Annotated in this window: 18 protein-coding genes; 6 read left to right on the top strand and 12 right to left on the bottom strand. The window is 57.9% G+C overall.

Annotation, left to right across the window (positions count from 1 at the left end):
- Positions 1 to 8: 8 nt before the first annotated feature.
- Positions 9 to 1,823 (bottom strand): DUF2264 domain-containing protein, encoded by a 1,815-nt coding sequence (locus tag IM284_RS19445; RefSeq protein WP_047367389.1) that lies wholly within the window; start codon positions 1,821 to 1,823, stop codon positions 9 to 11.
- 166 nt (positions 1,824 to 1,989) lie between these two features.
- On the opposite strand from IM284_RS19445, the gene IM284_RS19440 reads away from it, so the two are divergent.
- On the top strand, positions 1,990 to 2,829 hold the full coding sequence (locus IM284_RS19440; RefSeq protein WP_041908113.1) for an AraC family transcriptional regulator: 840 nt from the start codon (positions 1,990 to 1,992) through the stop codon (positions 2,827 to 2,829).
- 40 nt (positions 2,830 to 2,869) lie between these two features.
- Here IM284_RS19440 and IM284_RS19435 read toward each other — a convergent pair whose 3' ends face one another.
- Genes IM284_RS19435 through IM284_RS19415 form a run of 5 tightly spaced genes read right to left on the bottom strand, consistent with a single transcriptional unit; the run spans position 2,870 to position 7,531 of the window.
- Positions 2,870 to 3,745 (bottom strand): MurR/RpiR family transcriptional regulator, encoded by an 876-nt coding sequence (locus IM284_RS19435; RefSeq protein WP_028014433.1) that lies wholly within the window; start codon positions 3,743 to 3,745, stop codon positions 2,870 to 2,872.
- The gene (locus IM284_RS19430; RefSeq protein WP_047367388.1) at positions 3,742 to 4,692 is read right to left on the bottom strand and encodes an iron-siderophore ABC transporter substrate-binding protein; all 951 of its coding nucleotides are present in this window, start codon (positions 4,690 to 4,692) and stop codon (positions 3,742 to 3,744) included. Before IM284_RS19430 ends, IM284_RS19435 begins: the two co-directional genes overlap by 4 nt.
- A gap of 9 nt (positions 4,693 to 4,701) precedes the next feature.
- On the bottom strand, positions 4,702 to 5,742 hold the full coding sequence (locus IM284_RS19425) for an iron ABC transporter permease (RefSeq protein ID WP_047367387.1): 1,041 nt from the start codon (positions 5,740 to 5,742) through the stop codon (positions 4,702 to 4,704).
- A complete protein-coding gene (locus tag IM284_RS19420; protein WP_047367386.1) occupies positions 5,739 to 6,722 on the bottom strand; it encodes an iron ABC transporter permease in 984 nt (327 codons plus the stop codon). The genes IM284_RS19425 and IM284_RS19420 overlap by 4 nt, the downstream gene beginning before the upstream one ends.
- Positions 6,719 to 7,531: an ABC transporter ATP-binding protein gene (locus IM284_RS19415; protein ID WP_047367541.1), complete on the bottom strand. Its 813-nt coding sequence runs from the start codon at positions 7,529 to 7,531 to the stop codon at positions 6,719 to 6,721. The genes IM284_RS19420 and IM284_RS19415 overlap by 4 nt, the downstream gene beginning before the upstream one ends.
- Before the next feature lie 384 nt (positions 7,532 to 7,915).
- Here IM284_RS19415 and IM284_RS19410 point away from each other — a divergent pair, with 384 nt between their 5' ends.
- Complete coding sequence (locus IM284_RS19410) at positions 7,916 to 10,054, top strand: TonB-dependent siderophore receptor (protein WP_047367385.1); 2,139 nt, start codon at positions 7,916 to 7,918, stop codon at positions 10,052 to 10,054.
- A gap of 83 nt (positions 10,055 to 10,137) precedes the next feature.
- Here IM284_RS19410 and parE read toward each other — a convergent pair whose 3' ends face one another.
- Genes parE through nudF form a run of 5 tightly spaced genes read right to left on the bottom strand, consistent with a single transcriptional unit; the run spans position 10,138 to position 14,546 of the window.
- A complete protein-coding gene (gene parE / locus IM284_RS19405; protein WP_028014439.1) occupies positions 10,138 to 12,030 on the bottom strand; it encodes a DNA topoisomerase IV subunit B in 1,893 nt (630 codons plus the stop codon).
- 28 nt (positions 12,031 to 12,058) lie between these two features.
- Positions 12,059 to 12,640 (bottom strand): esterase YqiA, encoded by a 582-nt coding sequence (gene yqiA, locus IM284_RS19400; protein ID WP_041908103.1) that lies wholly within the window; start codon positions 12,638 to 12,640, stop codon positions 12,059 to 12,061.
- The gene (cpdA, locus tag IM284_RS19395; protein ID WP_028014441.1) at positions 12,640 to 13,467 is read right to left on the bottom strand and encodes a 3',5'-cyclic-AMP phosphodiesterase; all 828 of its coding nucleotides are present in this window, start codon (positions 13,465 to 13,467) and stop codon (positions 12,640 to 12,642) included. Before cpdA ends, yqiA begins: the two co-directional genes overlap by 1 nt.
- Before the next feature lie 27 nt (positions 13,468 to 13,494).
- Positions 13,495 to 13,917, bottom strand: a complete 423-nt coding sequence (locus IM284_RS19390) for a DUF1249 family protein (protein ID WP_003862516.1) — start codon at positions 13,915 to 13,917, stop codon at positions 13,495 to 13,497.
- On the bottom strand, positions 13,914 to 14,546 hold the full coding sequence (nudF, locus tag IM284_RS19385) for an ADP-ribose diphosphatase (RefSeq protein ID WP_028014443.1): 633 nt from the start codon (positions 14,544 to 14,546) through the stop codon (positions 13,914 to 13,916). Before nudF ends, IM284_RS19390 begins: the two co-directional genes overlap by 4 nt.
- A gap of 204 nt (positions 14,547 to 14,750) precedes the next feature.
- On the opposite strand from nudF, the gene tolC reads away from it, so the two are divergent.
- The 3 genes from tolC (at position 14,751) to IM284_RS19370 (ending at position 18,219) form a co-directional block, all read left to right on the top strand.
- Positions 14,751 to 16,229: an outer membrane channel protein TolC gene (tolC, locus tag IM284_RS19380; protein ID WP_028014444.1), complete on the top strand. Its 1,479-nt coding sequence runs from the start codon at positions 14,751 to 14,753 to the stop codon at positions 16,227 to 16,229.
- Between the two features lie 161 nt (positions 16,230 to 16,390).
- Positions 16,391 to 17,056 carry a DUF1190 family protein gene (locus IM284_RS19375; protein ID WP_028014445.1) on the top strand — a complete coding sequence of 222 codons (666 nt, stop codon included), beginning with the start codon at positions 16,391 to 16,393 and terminating at the stop codon, positions 17,054 to 17,056.
- 2 nt (positions 17,057 to 17,058) lie between these two features.
- A complete protein-coding gene (locus IM284_RS19370) occupies positions 17,059 to 18,219 on the top strand; it encodes a glutathionylspermidine synthase family protein (protein ID WP_047364600.1) in 1,161 nt (386 codons plus the stop codon).
- A gap of 37 nt (positions 18,220 to 18,256) precedes the next feature.
- Here the strand turns inward: IM284_RS19370 and ygiD are convergent, their stop codons facing one another.
- Complete coding sequence (gene ygiD / locus IM284_RS19365) at positions 18,257 to 19,045, bottom strand: 4,5-DOPA dioxygenase extradiol (protein ID WP_047367384.1); 789 nt, start codon at positions 19,043 to 19,045, stop codon at positions 18,257 to 18,259.
- A gap of 130 nt (positions 19,046 to 19,175) precedes the next feature.
- Between ygiD and zupT the strand changes: the two genes are divergently transcribed.
- Positions 19,176 to 19,949 carry a zinc transporter ZupT gene (gene zupT, locus IM284_RS19360; protein ID WP_047367383.1) on the top strand — a complete coding sequence of 258 codons (774 nt, stop codon included), beginning with the start codon at positions 19,176 to 19,178 and terminating at the stop codon, positions 19,947 to 19,949.
- Positions 19,950 to 20,221: the final 272 nt, after the last annotated feature.

The following is a 20,221-nucleotide window of genomic DNA, read 5'->3' as shown; positions in this document are numbered from 1 at the left end:
AGAATTTTTTATAACGTGAACGACAGCAGACGTTCGCCTCCAGGGTCGCGGATTACGACCCGGTTATGGTTCATATCCAGCTGCGGCGCGGCCGCAACGTTCTGTTTTTCACTGGCAATGACGGCGCAGCAGAGCCAGCGCTCTCCCGGTTGGAGATCGGTTTTTAACAGCGGAATGGAGGCGCACTCCGGGAACATGATGCTGCTGTTCGGCGGCGTGACGATGCTGTCCGGGGTGCGTTCAATGAAAGGCGACAGATCGACAATCGCACTGCTGCCGTTCACTACCGCCAGATAGCTGCCGCGCGCGCGGATTTGGTGCTCCGTTTTCATCACGGCGAAACCGCCCTCCGCCGTTTGCAGCGTGCGCGCGCTGTTGATGCGGTGCAGGCGCAAATGCCACTCGCCGAAGGGGATTTGCCAGGTCTCGATGTGCACGTCGTGCCAAGGCGACCAGCGTGAATAGATGTAGTTTTCATCCACCCGCACCGCGTCGCACTCGCGACGGCCGCGGAAATAGTTATCCCCGTCCGCCAGCAGCAGCATGGAATCACAGGCCGCATGCTTCAGGCCAAAGCGCCCGCGCTCAATGGTGAAGCCAAAGCGGCTGGAGTAGGCAAATTTGGTGTATTTCGCTTCGGTGTTGACGTAGTTGTTCAGCTCCAGCTGACCGGCGGTGAGCATGGTGACGTGCTGAGAGTTCGTCGAATGCATCAGGATCTGCTGCGCGTGCGGGATGACGTGCTTCTCCGCCAGCGTGGGCAGCGGCTGTTCTTCTGCCTGCCAGAACGGATGCGTCTCCGGCAGCGCCAGAATCAGGTAGCTTTTTAGCGCCCAGTAGGGCGAGCCGGGAGAGTTATAGTCCTCACACATGGCGAGGTTCGGACAGGCAAAACCGAGGGTCAAAATGCCGTCCCGATCGGTAATCGTCTGCTGCTGCCACCAGCGGAGGTGGCGCAGGATAATGCCTTTCACAATACCCGGCGTGAACACGTCAAGTTCAGAGAAGGCAACCGCGCTCCAGAAGGCGACCATCGCAAAGCGGTAGGTCAGGCTGCGGCCAAACGGTACCGACGCGCCGTCCGCGGCGGACCAGTAGATAAAGTCCTCCGCAAACAGACGCGAGCGCTCGCGCAGCACTTCTGCCCTCGCCTCATCGCCGCTTAAAGTGGCGTAAATCAGGCCGTAGAAGTGGAACGCCATGGAGATGTAGTAATCTTTCGGGCGACCCGCGCCGTCGGAATACCAGCCGTCACCCAGGTAATAGGCCTCCATCAGCGCAAACCGATGGTCGATGGCGGCCTGGTCGTACGGCAGCCCGGCGCGTTTGAAGCCCAGCTGGACCATAATGGCAAAGTAGTTCCAGTTGCTGTCGGGCATCTGCGCGTCGGCAATCTGATTCAGCCACGCGTGCAGGTTCATCACCTCGCGCTCGCTGAAGCAATCGGTGAGTTTATTCCCCAGCAGGGAAAGCCCCAGACCGTAGGATGCCATCTCGACCAGACGCTGATCGTACGGACCGGTTTCGCCCCAGTAGCCCGGACTTTGCGGATCGGTGCCGATCCTGATGGCCTGCATGTACTTCTCGCTAAACGGCGAAGCATCGCCCGAAGCCAACAGCGGAAACAGCCCCCATAGCGCGCGGGAGAGCCCCTCCATCTGCGCGATATCCGTCGCGTAGTGCGCGCAGGTATCACCCAGCGAGAACCGCGAATGATTTACCGGAAACTGCTTATCCAGCGCGCCAAGTAAGGTATTCAGAGACGCCACGACGTCCTGGCGTGAAGACAACAGATTTGATTTTTCTTCGCTTTCCGCCCGCATAGTTCCACCCTCGTCATCAACTGCGGCCAAGCATAGTGAATGCGTAAGGTGGAGAAATGTTAGCCACGTCACAGGTGAGAACGTTCGATAAACCTGCGGTTGATAAAATTTAAAAAGGTGGTTTATAAATCTCTTCTGACGGGGAAAAGTTGAGTTTTATTGCACTATGCATGACGCGCCCATAACCGATCGTCTTGAGCTCATTACCTTAAACGACACCGTAGCGTCGTTCAGCCGCCTGTTTGCTAACACGGTGCGTTACCACCACTGGCATCAGTGTCTTGAAATTCTCTATGTGGAAGAAGGGTTTGGCGTCGCGATTGTCGATAACCGTCACTACACCATGCGCCCCGGACGCCTGTTTTTCTTTCCGCCGTTCACCCTGCATAAAGTCAGGGTGGACGAACAGGCGGAAGCGATTTACCGGCGCACGATTATTCACCTCGACCACCACGCGGTGCTGAAGTGTCTGCGTGATTTTCCGCACACGCAGCAGCGGCTGGAGAAACTCTCGCGTCGCGGCTCAGAGGCGTGGGTGGTTGACCTGGCACACTGCCACAGCCATGTCGATCATCTGTTCAGCTGTTATCCGCCGCCGATGAGCAGCGAAAGCATCGCCGGGCTGCTGATTAGCCTGTTTGCTATGTTGCCTGACGATCGTACCGGCGCACCGGGCAGCAGCACGGGGATCGCCAGCCAGGTGATGTTCTGGCTGGACGAGCATTATCAGGAGAAATTCCGCCTCGACGCACTGGCAGCGGAACTGGGCAGATCGCGCAGCTACGTGTCGCGAAAATTTCATGCGGAGACGGGGGAGAAAATCCACCACTACCTGAACACGCTCCGCCTGCGTAAGGCGTGCGAATGCCTGTTGCACAGTGACGCGAGCGTGCGGGAGATTGCCGCGCGGGTGGGATTTTCTGACGTGACCTGGTTTATCAGCGCGTTTAAGAAGGGGATTGGTGAGACGCCGCTGCAGTACCGGAAGAACCATCGTGCGGTATGACACCCTCACCCGCCCCTCTCCCGCGGGAAGAGGGAGACAATCAACTGCTTTTCTTGCCCGGCTTTAGCCCACGGTGAAGCTCGTTGATGCGCTTCATCGACTTGATGGTGCGCTGCGGCTCGGTGGAGGCGACGGATAAAACAATCATCTCCAGGCACAGCAGCACCGTGCCGTGGAGCGGGATTTTGCCCTTCTCGCCGCCGCGCGGAACGTGGATCACCACGCTGGCCTCTTTGCTAAATCGGGAGTCGGTGGCATTGGTGAGCAAAATGGTGGGGATCCCCAGCCGTTTCGCTTCGCGCAGCGTGGTCTGTCCTTCCCGATGCGCGGATTTTTGCGCCATCATGATCAGCACATCCCCGCGCTGGAGACCTATCAGCTGCTCGGCCAGCCCTATTCCGGTGCGGTTAAGCGGCGTGGCGGGTAGCCCCATCCGGCTGAACAGCCTGGCGGTGTAGTCGGCCAAAATCCCGGACGCGCCAATCCCAAATATGGCAACCTGCCTCGCCTGCGCAAGCAGCGAGACCGCCTGCGCCATCGCGAAGCGGTTGTGGGGTTCAGACAACACCTCACAGGTGTGCTGATGCCCCTCCAGCACGAAATCAATGCTCGCATTGACGTCGCTGGTCAGCGTATTCACCGTGGTGGAGATCTTTTCGCTGGAGGTCACGACCGGGCCAAACCACTGCTCCAGCGTCTGCTTGAGATCGCGCAGCCCGGCGAAACCCAGCGCCTGGATGGCGCGAACGACGGTAGCGTCCGACGTTTTCAGCAGCGTCGCGATCTCCATTGCCGTCTGCTCCATCACCGCTTCACGATTTTCATTGATATAGCGCGCCACCTGCAGCAGGCGCGGCGTGAGCTGGTGCGACCGGGAGCGGAGGCGGTCGCCGAAGAGATCAACTTTACGGCTCATCGTGACGCCTCCGGCAGCGGACGTCCGGCAATCTGCGACTGGACCTGCGCGGCCATCAGCCCTAACGAGACGAACGAGTTCGAGATGGCCTCTTCACGCGAGATCAGCACGTAATGTCCGGTCCGACAGGCATTCAGGAACTGACACCAGCCCGGCATCACCGCATCCATCGCCGCCAGCTCATCCTGCGGTTTGCCGCCCGTATCCCCGCGCCAGGTGGCGAAAACGAAATCCGCATCCAGCTCCGGCAGCCGCTCGGCGCTGACGTCAATGCGTCCCCCTTCCGGGATAGACTCAATCAGCGGCGGGAAGGTGAACCCGGCATCACGCAGCACGCGGCCCAGCGAGTGATAGCTGTGCATGGCGTTGATTTTCCCCTGATTGGCCTGAATCACCGACACGCTCACTTTGCGGGTATCAATAGTCGCTTTCAGCGCCTTAATTTGCTCCTGATAGCGCCGCTCCAGAACCTTGAGCCGCGCCTGCGTGCCCGTCAGCTGCGCCAGCTTGCGGTAGATCTCCGGCGCGCCGCCGTCGAGATGATCGATACTCACCGTCGGGGCAATTTTCTCCAGCTGTTCCACCGGGGTATTTCGCGTCGGCTCGGTAATGATCAGGTCAGGCTTTGCGGCGGCGATGGCTTCAATGTCGATATCCGCAGTGCCGATAAACTTGATGTCGGAATTATCGAAGTCGACGCCGGTCAACATGCCGCTGGAGCGCAGAAAATGGCTGCCGTCCGGCCGGGTGCGGCCATGGCTCGCCACCGGCGGTACGCCAAGTTCAATCAGCGGAATAGTAATGTCCAGGTCGTGTAGCGAGACGATCCGTTTCGGATGCACCGGCACCACCACCTTACGGTTCAGATCGTCAGTAAACGTCTGCGTCGGCTCGGTCGCGCTCGCCGCAAACCCCACCAGCAACAGCAATGAAAACAGTATGCGCATGTTAATCCCCTAAAATCTGTCCCGACGCTGCCAGAGCAGCAGCAGGAAAAACGGTCCGCCAATCAGTGAAATCACAATTCCCGCCGGCAGCTGCAGCGGGAGGAATGCCAGCCGCCCGACGTTATCCGCCAGTAGCACCAGCAGCGCCCCCAGCACGGCGCTACCCGTCAGGAGCGCCGTTTGCCCGCCGCGGAGCAGCAGGCGCGCCATGTGCGGCGCAATCAGCCCGACAAAACCAATGCTGCCCACGCAGGAGACGCAGGCCGCCGTCAGCACTACCGGGGCGAGAACCCTTAGAAGCGCCAGCCGGTTTGTGCGCACGCCAAGGCCCGCTGCGGTGTGGTTACCAAGCAGCGCCACGTCCGCAGCGCGGGCGGTAAACAGCAGCAGCGCAAACGCCGGAAGCGCCCAGGCAGCGGCAATGCAGACCAGCGTCCAGTTTGCCGCGTGGAGGCTGCCCGCCAGCCACAGCATCGCCGTCTGCACGTCGCGCACGTCCGCCGTGGTCATAAAGACGCCCATTGCGGCGGCAAAGACCCACGACACGCCGATGCCGATCAGGATGAATCGCGGACGTGAGATATCGCGCGCCAGGGCCACCACCAGCAGCGCGGTGAGCAGCCCCCCGGCCATGCCAACCAGCGGCCGCCAGGCCAGGCCCAGCGCCGGGAACTGAAATATCAGCAGCAGTACCGCCGCGCTACAGCCCTCTTTCACCCCGATAAGCCCCGGATCGGCCAGGCCATTGCGGGTAATGGACTGCATTGCCGCCCCCGCCATGCCGAGCATCCCACCGCACAGCGCCGCCATCAGCAGGCGCGGCAGGCGGATATCCATCACGATGTAGCGCGTCTCTGACGTCAGGGTTTCTGGATAAAACAGCGCGCGCCCGATGGCGGAAGTGGGGATGAGCAGAGAGCCGTGCGTCAGGCCAAACCCCGTCAGCAGGCAGGCGGCCAGCGTCAGGATGACCAGACATACCAGCGCCTTTGGGCGGACCAGCGCCGAGAAGGCGCCAACGCGTAGCGCACGCAGTCCGGCGCGGTTCATTTAAACATCCTCGAGGCCATGAAGATAAAGACCGGGGCGCCAACCAGCGCGGTCATGATGCCGGTTGCCAGCTCCCAGGGCGAAAACAGCGTGCGGGCAGCGATATCCGCCAGCAGCAGAACCAGCGCCCCGCACAGGGCGGACAGCGGCACCATCACGCGCAGATCGACCGACACCAGACGGCGAACGAGCTGAGGCACCACGAGCCCAATAAAGCCGATCGGCCCGGCGAGGGAGACCGCCGCACCGCAGAGCAGCGCGATGGTCATCAGGGCAAGCAGCCGGGTTTTCAGCAGCGATACGCCAAGCCCCTGCGCCATTCTGTCGCCCAGCGCCAGCATGTTGAGCGAGGGCGACAGCCAGAGCGCCAGCGCAAAGCCCACGCCAGCCACCCACAGGGCAGCGGCAATCGTTTCACCGCTGACCCCCGCTAAATCCCCCGCCAGCCAGGTGCGCATGGCGAGCAGCGTCTGTTCATCGAGGATGAGCACCGTGGCGGTAATCGACGAGGCAAACGCCGACATCGCCACGCCGCACAGCGTGACCTTCATCGGCGTAAGCCCGGTGCGTCCGGACGAGGAGAACGTGAGCACCAGCAGAAACAGCGCCGCGGCTCCGGCGGCGGCAATCAGCGGGCGCCCAAACGGCAGCGTCATCCCCAGCGCGCTCGTCAGCACCACCGCGAGCGCCGCCCCGGCGTTGAGCCCCAGAATATGCGGTTCGCCGAGCGGGTTGCGGATCGTGGATTGCAGCAGCACGCCCGCCACGCCGAGCGCGGCCCCCGCCACCATCGCGGCGCAGAGGCGCAGCAGTCTGAGCTTGATGATGATGTTATGGTCGAAATTGCGCGGATCGAAGTGGAGGATGGCCTCCACCACCGTTTGCGGGGCGATAAAGCGGGCGCCGATCCCCAGATGGGCAATCGCGCCCGTTGCCAGCAGCAGGGCGAACATCAGGAAAGCCAGAGAGGTGCGCATCATGGCTGTTTTGCGATCTGGCGAAACGGCATAAAGAACGGTTTACCGGTCAGCGGATTGATGGACATATGCACGTCGACATCAAACACCGCTTTAATCAGCTCCGGCGTGCAGGCGTCCCCTTCATGCAGTACGCCCTCGACTTTTCCCTGGCGTAAAAAGACCAGCGAATCGCCGTAGCTCACGGCGAAGTTGAGATCGTGCAGCACCACCACCACGGTACGTCCGTGCTCGCGCGTCAGCGTATGCAGCAGTTCGAGGATCTCCACCTGGTAGCGGAGATCGAGGAACGAGGTGGGTTCATCCAGCAGGATATAGGGCGTTTGCTGCGCCAGCGCCATGGCGATCCAGCAGCGCTGACGCTGGCCGCCGGACAGGCTTTCGACGGGCATGTGGGCAAACTCGGCCGTGCCGGTCAGGCGCAGGGCCTCCTCCACCGCCTGCTCGTCCTCGTCGCTCCACTGGCGCATAACGTTCTGCCAGGGAAAACGCCCGCGCGAGACCAGTTCAAAGACGGTTAACCCTTCCGGCAGCAGCGGAGACTGCGGCAGGATGCCAAGCTGGCGGGCGACGGCTTTCGTCGGCTGCGCGTGGATCGCCTTGCCGTCGAGAACCGCCGCGCCGCCAAGCGGCTGAAGCAAACGCGCGATGGTACTCAGCAGCGTGGATTTTCCGCAGCCGTTCGCCCCCACCAGAACGGTGATTTTCTGCTGGGGGATCGCAAGGGAAATATCATCAACGATGATTTTTTTCTGATAACCGGCAGAAAGATTCTCCAGAACCAGACCCGGTTTTGTCGTGTTGTGAGCCACGTGCATGCCAACGTAATAAAAAAGGGAAACAAATATAAATAAAAATCATTCTCTTTTGAGAGTTTGAGGCCGCGCCATGTAGTAGTCAAGGGAAGAAACACCCTGAAAAAACCAGGGGTAACGGTGTGCTACTACACTGGCCGGTAAAACAATAAAGACTTAATTTTCAATTCATTAATTGATTACCCCTGTGCTTTTCCGTTACGTTTCAGAGATGTAGCCGATTTTTAGCTTTTTTCATTTACTACTACATTTCCGCATGATTGAATGATTCTCAATTACATGTTCGATGCCAGTTCTGGCTAACGGGCAGACCATAAAGGGCAATGACTCACAGGTTCTTCCGTGAAGCACCTTCACGGATATTTTGGGATAACAGTTGTAATGGCTACGTTCACACCTTCACTCTCTGGGATAAAAGGGCGCGCGCTCTTTTCACTGCTGTTTATGGCACCGCTGTCGCAGGCAGCAGACACCACGGCTAAAGACGGCGAAACGCTTACCGTCACCGCCGATCCAAATGCTACGGCGGAGGCCACCAACGGCTACCAGCCGCTGAATACCTCCACCGCCACGTTGACCAACATGCCGATGCTGGATATCCCGCAGGTGGTGAATACCGTCAGCGATAAGGTGCTGGCGGATCAGCACGCCACCACGCTGGATGAAGCGCTCTATAACGTCAGCAACGTGGTGCAGACCAACACCCTGGGCGGTACGCAGGATGCCTTCGTACGCCGCGGGTTTGGCGCAAACCGCGACGGCTCGATCATGACCAACGGCCTGCGCACCGTGCTGCCGCGCAGCTTTAACGCCGCAACCGAACGCGTGGAGGTGCTGAAAGGCCCGGCCTCAACGCTGTACGGCATTCTCGATCCGGGCGGCCTGATTAACGTCGTCACGAAGCGCCCGGAGAAAATCTTCGGTGGCTCGATTTCGGCCACCTCTTCCAGCTTTGGCGGCGGCACCGGACAGGTCGATGTCACCGGTCCGATTGAGGGCACGCGCCTGGCGTATCGCCTCACGGGCGAGTATCAGGACGAGGATTACTGGCGCAACTTCGGCAACGAACGCAGCACCTTTATCGCCCCGTCGCTCACCTGGTTCGGCGACGATGCCACCGTGACCGTGCTCTATTCGCATCGCGACTATAAGACGCCGTTCGATCGCGGAACGATCTTCGATCTCAACACTAAAAAGGCCGTCGACGTCGATCGCAAAACCCGCTTTGACGAGCCCTTCAACGTGACTGACGGGCAGTCCGATCTCGCTCAGCTTAACGCGGAATACCGCCTCAACAGCCAGTGGACCGCGAAGTTCGACTACAGCTACAGCCAGGATAAATACAGCGACAACCAGGCCCGCGTCATGGCCTACGATTCAAAAACCGGCACCCTGACCCGCCGGGTGGATGCAACCCAGGGCTCGACCCAGCGCATGCACAGCACCCGTGCGGATCTGCAGGGCAACGTGGATATCGCGGGCTTTTATAATGAGATCCTCACCGGCGTGTCGTATGAAAATTACGATCTGCTGCGCACGGACATGATGCGCTGTAAGAACGTTAAAGGTTTCAATATCTATAATCCGGTTTACGGCAAACTCGACGAGTGTACAACCGTCTCCGCCGCTGACAGCGACCAGACGCTCAAGCAGGAGAGCTACTCGGCCTACGCCCAGGATGCCCTGTACCTGACGGATAAATGGATTGCCGTCGCCGGGCTGCGCTACCAGTATTACACCCAGTACGCGGGCAAAGGTCGTCCGTTTAACGTCAATACCGATAGCCGCGACGAGCAGTGGACGCCGAAGCTGGGGCTGGTTTACAAACTGACGCCCGCGGTCTCGCTGTTTGCCAACTATTCGCAGACGTTTATGCCGCAGTCATCCATTGCGAGCTACATTGGCGACCTGCCGCCGGAAACCTCAAACGCGTACGAAGTAGGGGCAAAGTTCGATCTGTTCGACGGCATTACCGCCAATATCGCGCTGTTTGATATTCACAAACGCAACGTGCTGTACACCGAAAGCATCGGGGGCGAAACCATCGCCAAAACCGCGGGCCGCGTGCGCTCTCAGGGCGTGGAGGTGGATCTTGCCGGGTCACTGACCGAGAACACCAATATTATCGCCAGCTACGGCTATACAGACGCGAAGGTGCTTGAAGACCCGGACTACGCGGGCAAACCGCTGCCGAACGTGCCGCGCCACACCGGCTCACTCTTCCTCACCTACGATATTCACAATGCGTTTGCCGGGAATACCCTGACGCTCGGCGGCGGCGGGCACGGCGTAAGCCGCCGCTCGGCGACCAACGGTGCGGATTATTATCTGCCGGGCTATTTCGTGGCGGATGCGTTTGCGGCGTATAAGATGAAGCTGCAGTATCCGGTGACGCTGCAGGTGAACGTGAAGAACCTGTTTGATAAGACCTACTACACGTCGTCGATTGCGACCAACAACCTGGGCAACCAGATTGGCGACCCGCGCGAAGTGCAGTTTACGGTGAAGATGGAGTTTTGATGTAAAAAAGCCCGGTGGCGCTAATGCTTACCGGGCCTACGATCCATTCCCTCTCCCTGTGGGAGAGGGTTAGGGTGAGGGCATCAGGCCTCAATATCCGCCATATCCCCTTTCTCCTGCAGCCAGTTACGTCGGTCTTCCGAACGTTTCTTGGCGAGGAGCATATCCATCACGGCGTTGGTTTGCTGTTCGTCTTCGTCGCTGATCGTCAGCTGCACCAGGCGGCGCGTGTTCGGATCCAGCGTCGTTTCGCGCAGCTGCATCGGGTTCATTTCGCCCAGCCCTTTAAAGCGCTGCACATTTGGTTTGCCCTTCTTACGCTTAAGCTGCTCCAGCACGCCCGCCTTCTCTTCTTCCGTCAGCGCGTAGTAAACCTCTTTGCCGAGGTCGATACGGTAGAGCGGCGGCAGCGCCACGTGGACGTGACCGTTTTTCACCAGCGTGCGGAAGTGCTTCACAAAAAGCGCGCACAGCAGCGTGGCGATGTGCAGACCATCGGAGTCCGCATCCGCGAGAATACAGATCTTGCCGTAGCGCAGCTGACTCAGATCCTCGCTGTCCGGATCGATGCCGATCGCAACGGAGATGTCGTGCACTTCCTGCGAGGCCAGCACTTCGTCTGAAGAGACTTCCCAGGTGTTCAGGATCTTACCCTTGAGTGGCATGATCGCCTGATATTCACGATCGCGCGCCTGTTTGGCCGACCCACCCGCCGAATCCCCTTCCACGAGGAACAGCTCGGTGCGGTTGAGATCCTGCGCGGTACAGTCCGCCAGCTTGCCCGGCAGCGCAGGGCCGCTGGTCAGCTTTTTACGCACCACTTTCTTCGCGGCACGCAGACGACGCTGGGCGCTGGAGATGGCCATTTCAGCCAGCATCTCAGCCGCCTGAACGTTCTGGTTCAGCCACAGGGTAAACGCATCTTTCACCACGCCGGAGACGAACGCCGCGCACTGGCGCGATGACAGACGTTCTTTGGTCTGACCGGCAAACTGCGGATCCTGCATTTTCACGGAGAGCACGTAGGCGCAGCGGTCCCAGATATCTTCCGCCGAGAGCTTCACGCCGCGCGGCAGAATGTTGCGGTATTCGCAGAACTCACGCATCGCGTCCAGCAGTCCCTGACGCAGGCCGTTGACGTGGGTACCGCCGAGCATGGTTGGGATCAGGTTGACGTAGCTTTCGGTCAGCAGCTCGCCGCCTTCCGGCAGCCACAGCAGCGCCCAGTCCACCGCTTCGGTATCACCGCTAAAGTTACCGACAAACGGTTTTTCCGGCAGCGTCGGCAGGCCGTTTACCGCTTCGCACAGGTAGTCGTTCAGACCATCGGCGTAGCACCAGGTCTGCTCGGTGTTGTTAACGTGATCTTTAAAGGTAATTTCCACGCCCGGGCACAATACCGCTTTGGCTTTCAGCAGGTGCGTCAGGCGAGAAACGGAAAAGCGCGGGCTGTCGAAGAAGCTTTCGTCAGGCCAGAAGTGGACGCTTGTGCCGGTGTTGCGTTTAGCGCACGTGCCGACAACCTGCAGATCCTGCACCTTCTCGCCGTTTTCAAACGCGATGTTGTAGACCTGACCGTCGCGACGGACGTTCACTTCCACGCGTTTGGACAGGGCGTTCACCACGGAAATCCCCACGCCGTGCAGACCACCGGAGAACTGATAGTTCTTGTTGGAGAACTTACCGCCCGCGTGCAGACGGCAGAGAATCAGCTCAACGGCAGGCACGCCCTCTTCCGGGTGGATGTCCACCGGCATGCCGCGACCGTCGTCGATGACCTCCAGCGACTGATCGGCGTGCAGGATGACGTCAACGCGTTTGGCATGGCCCGCCAGCGCTTCGTCCACACTGTTATCAATAACTTCCTGGCCCAGATGGTTCGGGCGCGTCGTATCGGTATACATCCCCGGGCGGCGGCGAACCGGCTCAAGCCCGGTGAGTACCTCAATGGCATCAGCGTTATAGGTTTGCGTCATGATTTAAACTAGCAATTCGCATTGATTGTCAGTGGCTGTGCAGTCCAAGAAAATCGACAATCTGGGTGAAATGATCCTCAAAGCCCGTGAAAGCATGGTTTCCGCCCTCTTCTATAGTCTGGCGGCAGGAGGCGTAATACGCCACTGCCTGGCGGTAATCCAGCACTTCATCACCCGTCTGCTGCAGCAGCCAGATGAGATCCGGCGCTTCAAGCGGGTCGACCTGCATAACTTTGAGATCGTAAATATGGCGTGACTCTAGCACATATTGCTGCCCGGTGTAGGGGTTCTCGTTTTCGCCAAGAAAGTCCCTCAGCAGCTCAAATGGCCGTACCGCCGGATTAACCACAACGGCGGGCAGCATAAAGCATTGTGAGAGCCAGGTGGCATAGTACCCGCCCAGCGATGAGCCGACTACGCCAAAGGATTCACCGCCGTGTTCAAGCACTATCGATTCGAGCATTTCCGCCGCCTCCGCCGGGTACGGCGGCAGCTGCGGGATAATCATCTCAACGTGGGGGTGATGCTCGCTCAGCCACTGGCGAAACTGCGTCGCTTTTGCGGAGCGCGGCGAGCTGTTGAATCCGTGCAGATAAAGGAGCGTAGACATCAGTAGCCTTCTGAAGCGGTATCCGGGCGGAACTCTGCGCCTGCCAGACGGCAGACTTCCGTGGTCAGCGTGCCGTCGGCATGCAGTTCCAGCCAGCGCCAGCCTGGCGCGATGGTATCCAGCGTAAAGTTGGCGCAGTGCGGCTTAAACTGCACACAGGTTGACGGCGTCGCCAGCATGCGGCGTCCGTTCCAGTCGAGATCCTGCTCCTGATGGATGTGTCCGCACAGCAGGTGTTTCACGCGCGGGTATTTCGCCAGCACGCTATCCAGCGCCGCGGAGTTACGCAGGCTGTGCTGATCCAGCCAGCTGCAGCCCGCCGGCAGCGGATGATGATGGAGCAACAGCAGCGTATGACGTTCAGGTTCGGCAGCCAGTTTGGTCTCCAGCCAGTCGAGTTGAAACTCGCTTAATTCACCGTGCGGGACGCCAAATACCTGGCTGTCCAGCAGCAGGATCTGCCACTGTTCACCCGCAAATACGCACTTCGCCGGAGAAATCCCCGCATCCTGAAGGGAGCTGTACATTGCGGGCTGGAAATCGTGGTTTCCGGGCAGCCAGACGCAAGGCACGCTAAAGCTCGCGATGCCTTCAGCAAAATGCTGGTAGGCCGCGGAGGACTGGTCCTGCGCCAGATCGCCCGTTGCGACAATCAGGTCGCAGTCGCGATGTTCAGCGTGAATGGCGCTCAGTACCGCCTGATAACTCTCCCAGGTATTAACCCCCAGCAAAGTTTCATGCTTTTCGGCAAAAAGGTGGGTATCGGTGATTTGTAATATCCTGACTGGCGCCCCACCAGCAACAGTCAGGTTCAACAGGCTTTCCAAATGGTGTCCTTAGGTAGGTTTATGACGCTAACAAACCGGAATCGCCATTGCTCCATGTGCTAAACAATATCTTAGCCAGTCGGCTAAAAACTGGTTAATTTGATGCTTTTCGTCGCGTTGATGCAACTTTTTATTCGGATAATCATACCGCGCCTTGAAGCGAAAGATCTGCTGACTTGAACACACTTCAGCGACCATCGCGTCATGATAGAGACGCACCGTCATCGACGGCAGGCTCCAGTAGCTGATGCTGGGCGCTGTTTGTTCTATTTCCACCAGCGTAGTGTAGCGCGTTGATTCTGTTATCGTTAACCGATACTGCGCGTTGCTCACCTGATAGCTTACCGTTTCGCCGGGTGCGTCGTTTCTCGGCAGCAGGCGGCGCAGCTGTGCGAAATTGGTTTCGCACAGGCGCATCATTTCTGGGAAGTCAGGCGTATAGCGCTTCATTTTTTCCACTCGTTTCGTAATGTCTGATAATGCAGCTGCAGCCATTGCAGGGCGATGACAGACGCTGCGTTGTCGATTTTCCCCTCTTCTACCCACTGATAAGCCTGTTCCCGGCTCACCACATGAACCCGAATATCTTCGTTTTCATCAGCCAGACCGTGAATACCTTCTGCGGTCGTGGCGTCCACTTCGCCCACCATAATGGATAAGCGTTCGCTGGTGCCACCCGGACTCGCCAGATAGCTCAACACCGGTTTTGTGCGGCCTACCACCAGCCCGGCCTCTTCCAGCGCCTCGCGACGGGCGACGTCTTCAACCGACTCGCCCTCTTCGATCATCCCTGCCACCATCTCCAGCAGCCACGGGCTTTCACTGGTGTCATACGCGGCAATGCGGATCTGCTCCACCAGCACGACTTCGTCACGCACTGGGTCAAAGGGTAGCAAGACAGCCGCATGCCCGCGCTCAAAAATTTCACGTCTGATTTCGCCGCTCATTTCACCGTTGAACAGGCGATGCCTGAAACGGTAAAGATCCATCGAAAAAAAACCGCTATAAAGCGTTTCTCGTGCAATAATTTCTACATCGTTTTTGGCGAATGTCACGGGCAACTTTTCTGGTTTTTGCATGAGTCGAGTCCTGGTAGCAATGGTGATGAAATTGTGAATTTCAAGGCTGTTTGGCTGCCGTTTGTAAGGCTATATGGTAGATTGGTGCAAATTACCGCCAGATGGCACGTAACGCCAACCTTTTGGTGTGGATGATTCTGTTAGAATCGGCAATTATTTTTTAATTAGATCAGCGCTAATACTGCTTCACAACAAGGAATGCAAATGAAGAAATTGCTCCCCATCCTTATCGGCCTGAGCCTGACGGGCTTCAGTGCAATGAGCCAGGCGGAAAACCTGTTACAGGTCTACCAGCAGGCACGTCTGGGCAACCCTGATTTACGTAAATCAGCGGCCGATCGTGATGCTGCGTTTGAAAAGATTAACGAAGCGCGTAGCCCACTGCTGCCGCAGTTAGGTTTAGGTGCAGATTATACCTACAGCAACGGTTTCCGCGACGCTAACGGCGTTAACTCCAATGCTACCAGCGCCTCACTGCAATTAACACAGACGCTGTTTGATATGTCCAAATGGCGCGCCCTGACCCTGCAGGAAAAGAGCGCAGGCATCCAGGATGTGACCTATCAGACCGACCAGCAAACGCTGATCCTGAATACTGCCACCGCGTACTTCAACGTGCTGAGCGCCATTGACGCGCTCTCCTACACCGAAGCGCAGAAACAGGCGATCTACCGCCAGTTGGATCAAACCACCCAGCGCTTCAACGTGGGTCTGGTGGCGATCACCGACGTGCAGAACGCCCGTTCACAGTACGACACCGTGCTGGCCAACGAAGTGACCGCGCGTAACAACCTCGACAACGCGCTGGAATCCCTGCGCCAGGTGACAGGGAATTACTATCCTGAGCTGGCTTCCCTGAACGTCGACAGCTTCAAAACGGATAAGCCGCAGGCCGTTAACGCCCTGCTGAAAGAGGCGGAAAACCGCAACCTGACGTTGCTGCAGGCGCGTCTGAGCCAGGACCTGGCCCGCGAGCAAATTCGTCAGGCGCAGGACGGCCATCTGCCAACCCTGAGCCTGAGCGCGTCCACCGGCGTTTCTGACACGACCTACAGCGGCTCTAAAACAAATTCTGCCCAGTATGACGACAGCAATATGGGTCAGAACAAAGTGGGCCTGAGCTTCTCTCTGCCGCTGTACCAGGGCGGTCAGGTAAACTCTCAGGTGAAACAGGCGCAGTACAACTTTGTTGGCGCGAGCGAGCAGCTGGAAAGCGCGCACCGCAACGTGGTGCAGACCGTGCGTTCGTCCTTCAACAACGTGAACGCGTCTATCAGTAGCATCAACGCCTATAAACAGGCCGTTGTGTCTGCACAGAGCTCCCTGGACGCGATGGAAGCGGGTTACTCGGTCGGTACACGTACTATCGTTGACGTGCTCGACGCGACCACCACGCTGTACAACGCGAAACAGCAGCTCTCCAGCGCGCGTTATCAGTACCTGATTAACCAGCTGAACATTAAGCAGGCTCTGGGTACGCTGAACGAGCAAGACCTGCAGATGCTGAACAGCGCGCTGGGCAAACCGGTCTCTACCTCTCCGGACAGCGTTGCGCCGGAGAACCCGGAGCAGGTTGCCGCCGTTGATAACTTCAACGCTAACGGCAGCGCCCCTGCCGCACAGCCAGCGGCCGCGCGTAGCACGGCACCTGCAAGCAGCGGTTCTAACCCGTTCCGTAACTAAGAGTGTTATCACGCCCTCTCTCACCGGGAGAGGGCGCAGCTGAATCACACCCGAACGTAAGCCAACGTAAAGATCCCCCTGATTCCGCCCCTCTTCGCTTCATTTTCAACCACTCATCCACTATCCTGAGCGTTATTACCACTGGGTCCTGGAAGACAAACATGAAACGGACAAAAACGATTAACCACGCGTCGTTCCGCAAAAGCTGGAACGCACGTCATCTCACCCCTGTTGCGCTGGCAGTAACCGCGGTCTTTATGCTGGCAGGCTGTGAGAAAAACGACGAAACGGTTTCGCTGTATCAAAACGCGGACGACTGCTCCGCCGCAACCGGCCAGGCAGCAGAATGTAAAACCGCCTACACCAACGCCCTGAAAGAAGCGGAACGCACCGCGCCGAAATACGCCTCGCGCGAAGACTGCGTGGCGGAATTTGGTGAAGGACAGTGTCAGCAGACGCCAGCTCAGGCAGGTACTGCGCCGGAGAATCAGGCGCAGGCGCAGTCCAGCGGCAGCTTCTGGATGCCATTAATGGCAGGCTACATGATGGGCCGCCTGATGGGCGGCGGTGCGGGCTATCAGCAGCAACCGCTGTTTAGCTCGAAAAACCCGGCCAGCCCGGCTTATGGTCAATATACCGATGCCAGCGGCAAAGGTTATGGCGCAGCGACCCCGGGCCGCACCGTGACCGTCCCGAAAACCGCGATGGCGCCGAAGCCTGCGACCACCAGCACCATCACCCGCGGTGGGTTCGGTGAGTCTGTGGCGAAACAGACCAGCATGCAGCGTAGTGCAACAGGCACTTCCACTCGCTCAATGGGCGGCTGATCATGGAACGAGTCGGTATTACCGAGCGCCCGGACTGGCGCGAAAAAGCCACTGAATACGGTTTTAACTTCCACACCATGTACGGCGAGCCGTACTGGTGTGAAGATGCTTACTACAAACTGACGCTCGACCAGGTGGAAAAACTGGAAGAGGTGACGGCCGAGCTGCACCAGATGTGCCTGAAGGTGGTGGATAAAGTCATCGACAGCGACGAGCTGATGACTAAATTCCGTATTCCGAAGCACACCTGGAGTTTCGTTCGTCAGTCGTGGAAAACGAATCAGCCTTCGCTTTACTCTCGCCTCGATCTGGCGTGGGATGGCGTGGGTGAGCCGAAGCTTCTAGAAAACAACGCGGATACGCCGACCTCTCTTTACGAAGCGGCATTCTTCCAGTGGATTTGGCTGGAAGATCAGATGAACGCCGGAAACCTGCCGGAAGGTAGCGACCAGTTCAACAGCCTGCAGGAAAAGCTGATTGAGCGTTTCGCCGAACTGCGGGAGCAGTTTGGCTTCAATCTGCTGCATCTTGCCTGCTGTCGCGACACGGAAGAAGACAGGGGCACGGTTCAGTATCTGCAGGACTGCGCGGCCGAAGCGGAAGTGGCGACTGAATTCCTCTATATCGAGGATATCGGCCTGGGTGAAAAAGGTCAGTTTACGGATATGCAGGATCAGGTGATCAGCAACCTGTTCAAGCTCTATCCGTGGGAATACATGCTGCGTGAAATGTTCTCCACCAAGCTGGAAGACGCGGGCGTGCGCTGGCTGGAACCGGCGTGGAAGAGCATTATCTCCAACAAAGCCCTGCTGCCGATGCTGTGGGAGATGTTCCCGAACCACCCGAACCTGTTGCCAGCTTACTTTGCCGAAGATGAGTTCCCGCCGATGGAGAAATACGTCGTTAAGCCTATCTTTTCCCGCGAAGGCGCGAACGTCTCCATTATCGAAAACGGTAAAACGCTGGAAGCGGTTGAAGGGCCATACGGTGAAGAAGGGATGATCGTCCAGGAGTTTTATCAACTGCCGAAATTTGGCGACAGTTATACGCTGATCGGCAGCTGGCTTATTAACGATCAACCTGCCGGGATTGGTATTCGCGAAGATCGCGCGTTGATTACGCAGGATCTGTCACGGTTCTATCCGCATATTTTTGTTGAATAAAACTTGCCCGGTGGCGCTACGCTTACCGGGCATGTTTTTACCCCACCTGCACCGACAGCATACTCAAACTGCCCATCTCAATGCCGTCAACCGGAATGGTAACCGGCTCCTGACCGTCCCATGCACCTAACACATACAGCAGCGGCAGGAAGTGTTCCGACGTCGGGTTAGAGAGCGAACCGCCTTCGTGATCCAGATAGTTCACTAACGGATGCTTCTCAACCGGGCCTTGCCAGGTCAGGTTCGCTTTGACGTAGGCGTTAAAAGCGCTCGCCCACGGGTATGGCGTGTTCTCACCGTGCCAGCGCGCCGTACGCAGGTTATGCACCACGTTGCCGCTTGCCACCAGCATGATGCCCTCATCACGCAGGGTCGCCAGTTTGCGGCCCATTTCCAGATGCCAGGCCGCCGGTTTAGTGCTGTCGATGCTTAACTGCACCATCGGAATATCTGCATCAGGGTACATCTTAATCAGTACGCCCCACGAGCCGTGGTCAAATCCCCAGGCTTCTTTATCCAGCGTCACTGGAACAGGTGCGAGCAACTCTACCAGCCGCTGTGCCAGCGCAGGCGAGCCGGGAGCCGGATAATGCGTATCATACAGCGCCTGCGGGAAGCCGCCGAAATCATGAATGGTTTTAGGCGCTTCCATGGCCGTCACGCCGGTACCACGGGTAAACCAGTGCGCAGACACCACCACAATCGCCTTCGGACGCGGCAATGTCTCCCCCAGATGACGCCAGGCGCGGGTATAAACGTTGTCTTCCAGAACGTTCATTGGGCTGCCGTGGCCTAAAAACAGTGCAGGCATACGAGAAGAAGACATGGTGGTATCCTTAGAGAAGGTGTCAATTTGATGGTTCTACATTACGCGCATTCAGGTGAAGATAAACGCAGATAACCGTGAAGATCATCATCAGGAAATTTGAACGTAAGATATCGCTTAAGGAGAGTGCATGTCAGTACCCTTAATTTTGACCGTGCTTGCGGGTGCCGCGACCTTTATCGGTGCGTTCCTCGGCGTGCTCGGGCAAAAACCGTCTAATCGTCTTCTGGCGTTCTCGCTGGGCTTCGCCGCTGGGATCATGCTGCTTATCTCGCTGATGGAGATGCTGCCAGCAGCGCTTCACACCGAGGGAATGTCTCCGGTTCTGGGCTACGGCATGTTCATCGTTGGTCTGCTGGGCTATTTTGCGCTCGACCGTATGATGCCCCACGCCCACCCTCAGGATTTGATGCAAAAAAGCGTTACTCCAATCCCCGGCAACATCAAGCGCACGGCGATCCTGCTGACGCTGGGTATCAGCCTGCACAACTTCCCGGAAGGTGTCGCCACGTATGTCACGGCCAGCAGCAATCTGGAAATGGGATTTGGTGTCGCGCTGGCGGTAGCCTTACACAATATTCCTGAAGGACTTGCCGTGGCCGGGCCGGTTTATGCCGCAACGGGTTCAAAACGTACTGCCGTCTTCTGGGCGGGGATTTCCGGGATGGCCGAAATTCTCGGCGGCGTACTGGCGTGGCTGATCCTTGGAAGCCTCGTCTCCCCTGTCGTGATGGCGGCGATTATGGCTGCCGTGGCCGGGATTATGGTTGCGCTCTCCGTAGATGAGCTGATGCCGCTGGCGAAAGAGATCGATCCTAACAATAATCCCAGCTATGGCGTGCTGTGCGGCATGTCGGTGATGGGGCTAAGCCTGGTTCTGCTGCAAACGGCAGGTATAGGCTGACACGGATGCCCTCATCGATGAGGGCAATTCTTTGATGCGCCCCAGCGTAGCCGTTGCATTTTACACTGTCTGCGGCTCTGTATTTACAATTGGAAAATCAAGAGTTTTTATGAATATTTTTAATCGCAATATTTCCCAATTAAATTGCGCTTAAAAAGCCGCTGCTGCATGAAATATTAATCGGTTACGATAGTAATAAATTATATATTAACCTCCTCTAAAAATATCTTTAAGCCTCATTAATCGTAAAAGCCGCCCTCAACCCGTTATAC

This window comes from Enterobacter cloacae complex sp. P12RS (genome assembly GCF_014895875.1).
Taxonomy (GTDB): Bacteria; Pseudomonadota; Gammaproteobacteria; order Enterobacterales; family Enterobacteriaceae; genus Enterobacter; species Enterobacter bugandensis.
This window is presented reverse-complemented; position numbering and strand designations above follow the sequence as displayed.

Bases quoted from the DNA above. Each gene is read 5' to 3' on its own strand.
- ygiD (WP_047367384.1), bottom strand. From the start codon at position 19,045: ATGTCTTCTTCTCGTATGCCTGCACTGTTTTTAGGCCACGGCAGCCCA.
- IM284_RS19370 (WP_047364600.1), top strand. From the start codon at position 17,059: ATGGAACGAGTCGGTATTACCGAGCGCCCGGACTGGCGCGAAAAAGCC.
- IM284_RS19430 (WP_047367388.1), bottom strand. From the start codon at position 4,692: ATGCGCATACTGTTTTCATTGCTGTTGCTGGTGGGGTTTGCGGCGAGC.
- parE (WP_028014439.1), bottom strand. From the start codon at position 12,030: ATGACGCAAACCTATAACGCTGATGCCATTGAGGTACTCACCGGGCTT.
- IM284_RS19375 (WP_028014445.1), top strand. From the start codon at position 16,391: ATGAAACGGACAAAAACGATTAACCACGCGTCGTTCCGCAAAAGCTGG.
- IM284_RS19420 (WP_047367386.1), bottom strand. From the start codon at position 6,722: ATGATGCGCACCTCTCTGGCTTTCCTGATGTTCGCCCTGCTGCTGGCA.
- yqiA (WP_041908103.1), bottom strand. From the start codon at position 12,640: ATGTCTACGCTCCTTTATCTGCACGGATTCAACAGCTCGCCGCGCTCC.
- IM284_RS19410 (WP_047367385.1), top strand. From the start codon at position 7,916: ATGGCTACGTTCACACCTTCACTCTCTGGGATAAAAGGGCGCGCGCTC.
- IM284_RS19425 (WP_047367387.1), bottom strand. From the start codon at position 5,742: ATGAACCGCGCCGGACTGCGTGCGCTACGCGTTGGCGCCTTCTCGGCG.
- IM284_RS19390 (WP_003862516.1), bottom strand. From the start codon at position 13,917: ATGAAGCGCTATACGCCTGACTTCCCAGAAATGATGCGCCTGTGCGAA.
- IM284_RS19445 (WP_047367389.1), bottom strand. From the start codon at position 1,823: ATGCGGGCGGAAAGCGAAGAAAAATCAAATCTGTTGTCTTCACGCCAG.
- tolC (WP_028014444.1), top strand. From the start codon at position 14,751: ATGAAGAAATTGCTCCCCATCCTTATCGGCCTGAGCCTGACGGGCTTC.
- IM284_RS19435 (WP_028014433.1), bottom strand. From the start codon at position 3,745: ATGAGCCGTAAAGTTGATCTCTTCGGCGACCGCCTCCGCTCCCGGTCG.
- zupT (WP_047367383.1), top strand. From the start codon at position 19,176: ATGTCAGTACCCTTAATTTTGACCGTGCTTGCGGGTGCCGCGACCTTT.
- IM284_RS19440 (WP_041908113.1), top strand. From the start codon at position 1,990: ATGCATGACGCGCCCATAACCGATCGTCTTGAGCTCATTACCTTAAAC.
- nudF (WP_028014443.1), bottom strand. From the start codon at position 14,546: ATGCAAAAACCAGAAAAGTTGCCCGTGACATTCGCCAAAAACGATGTA.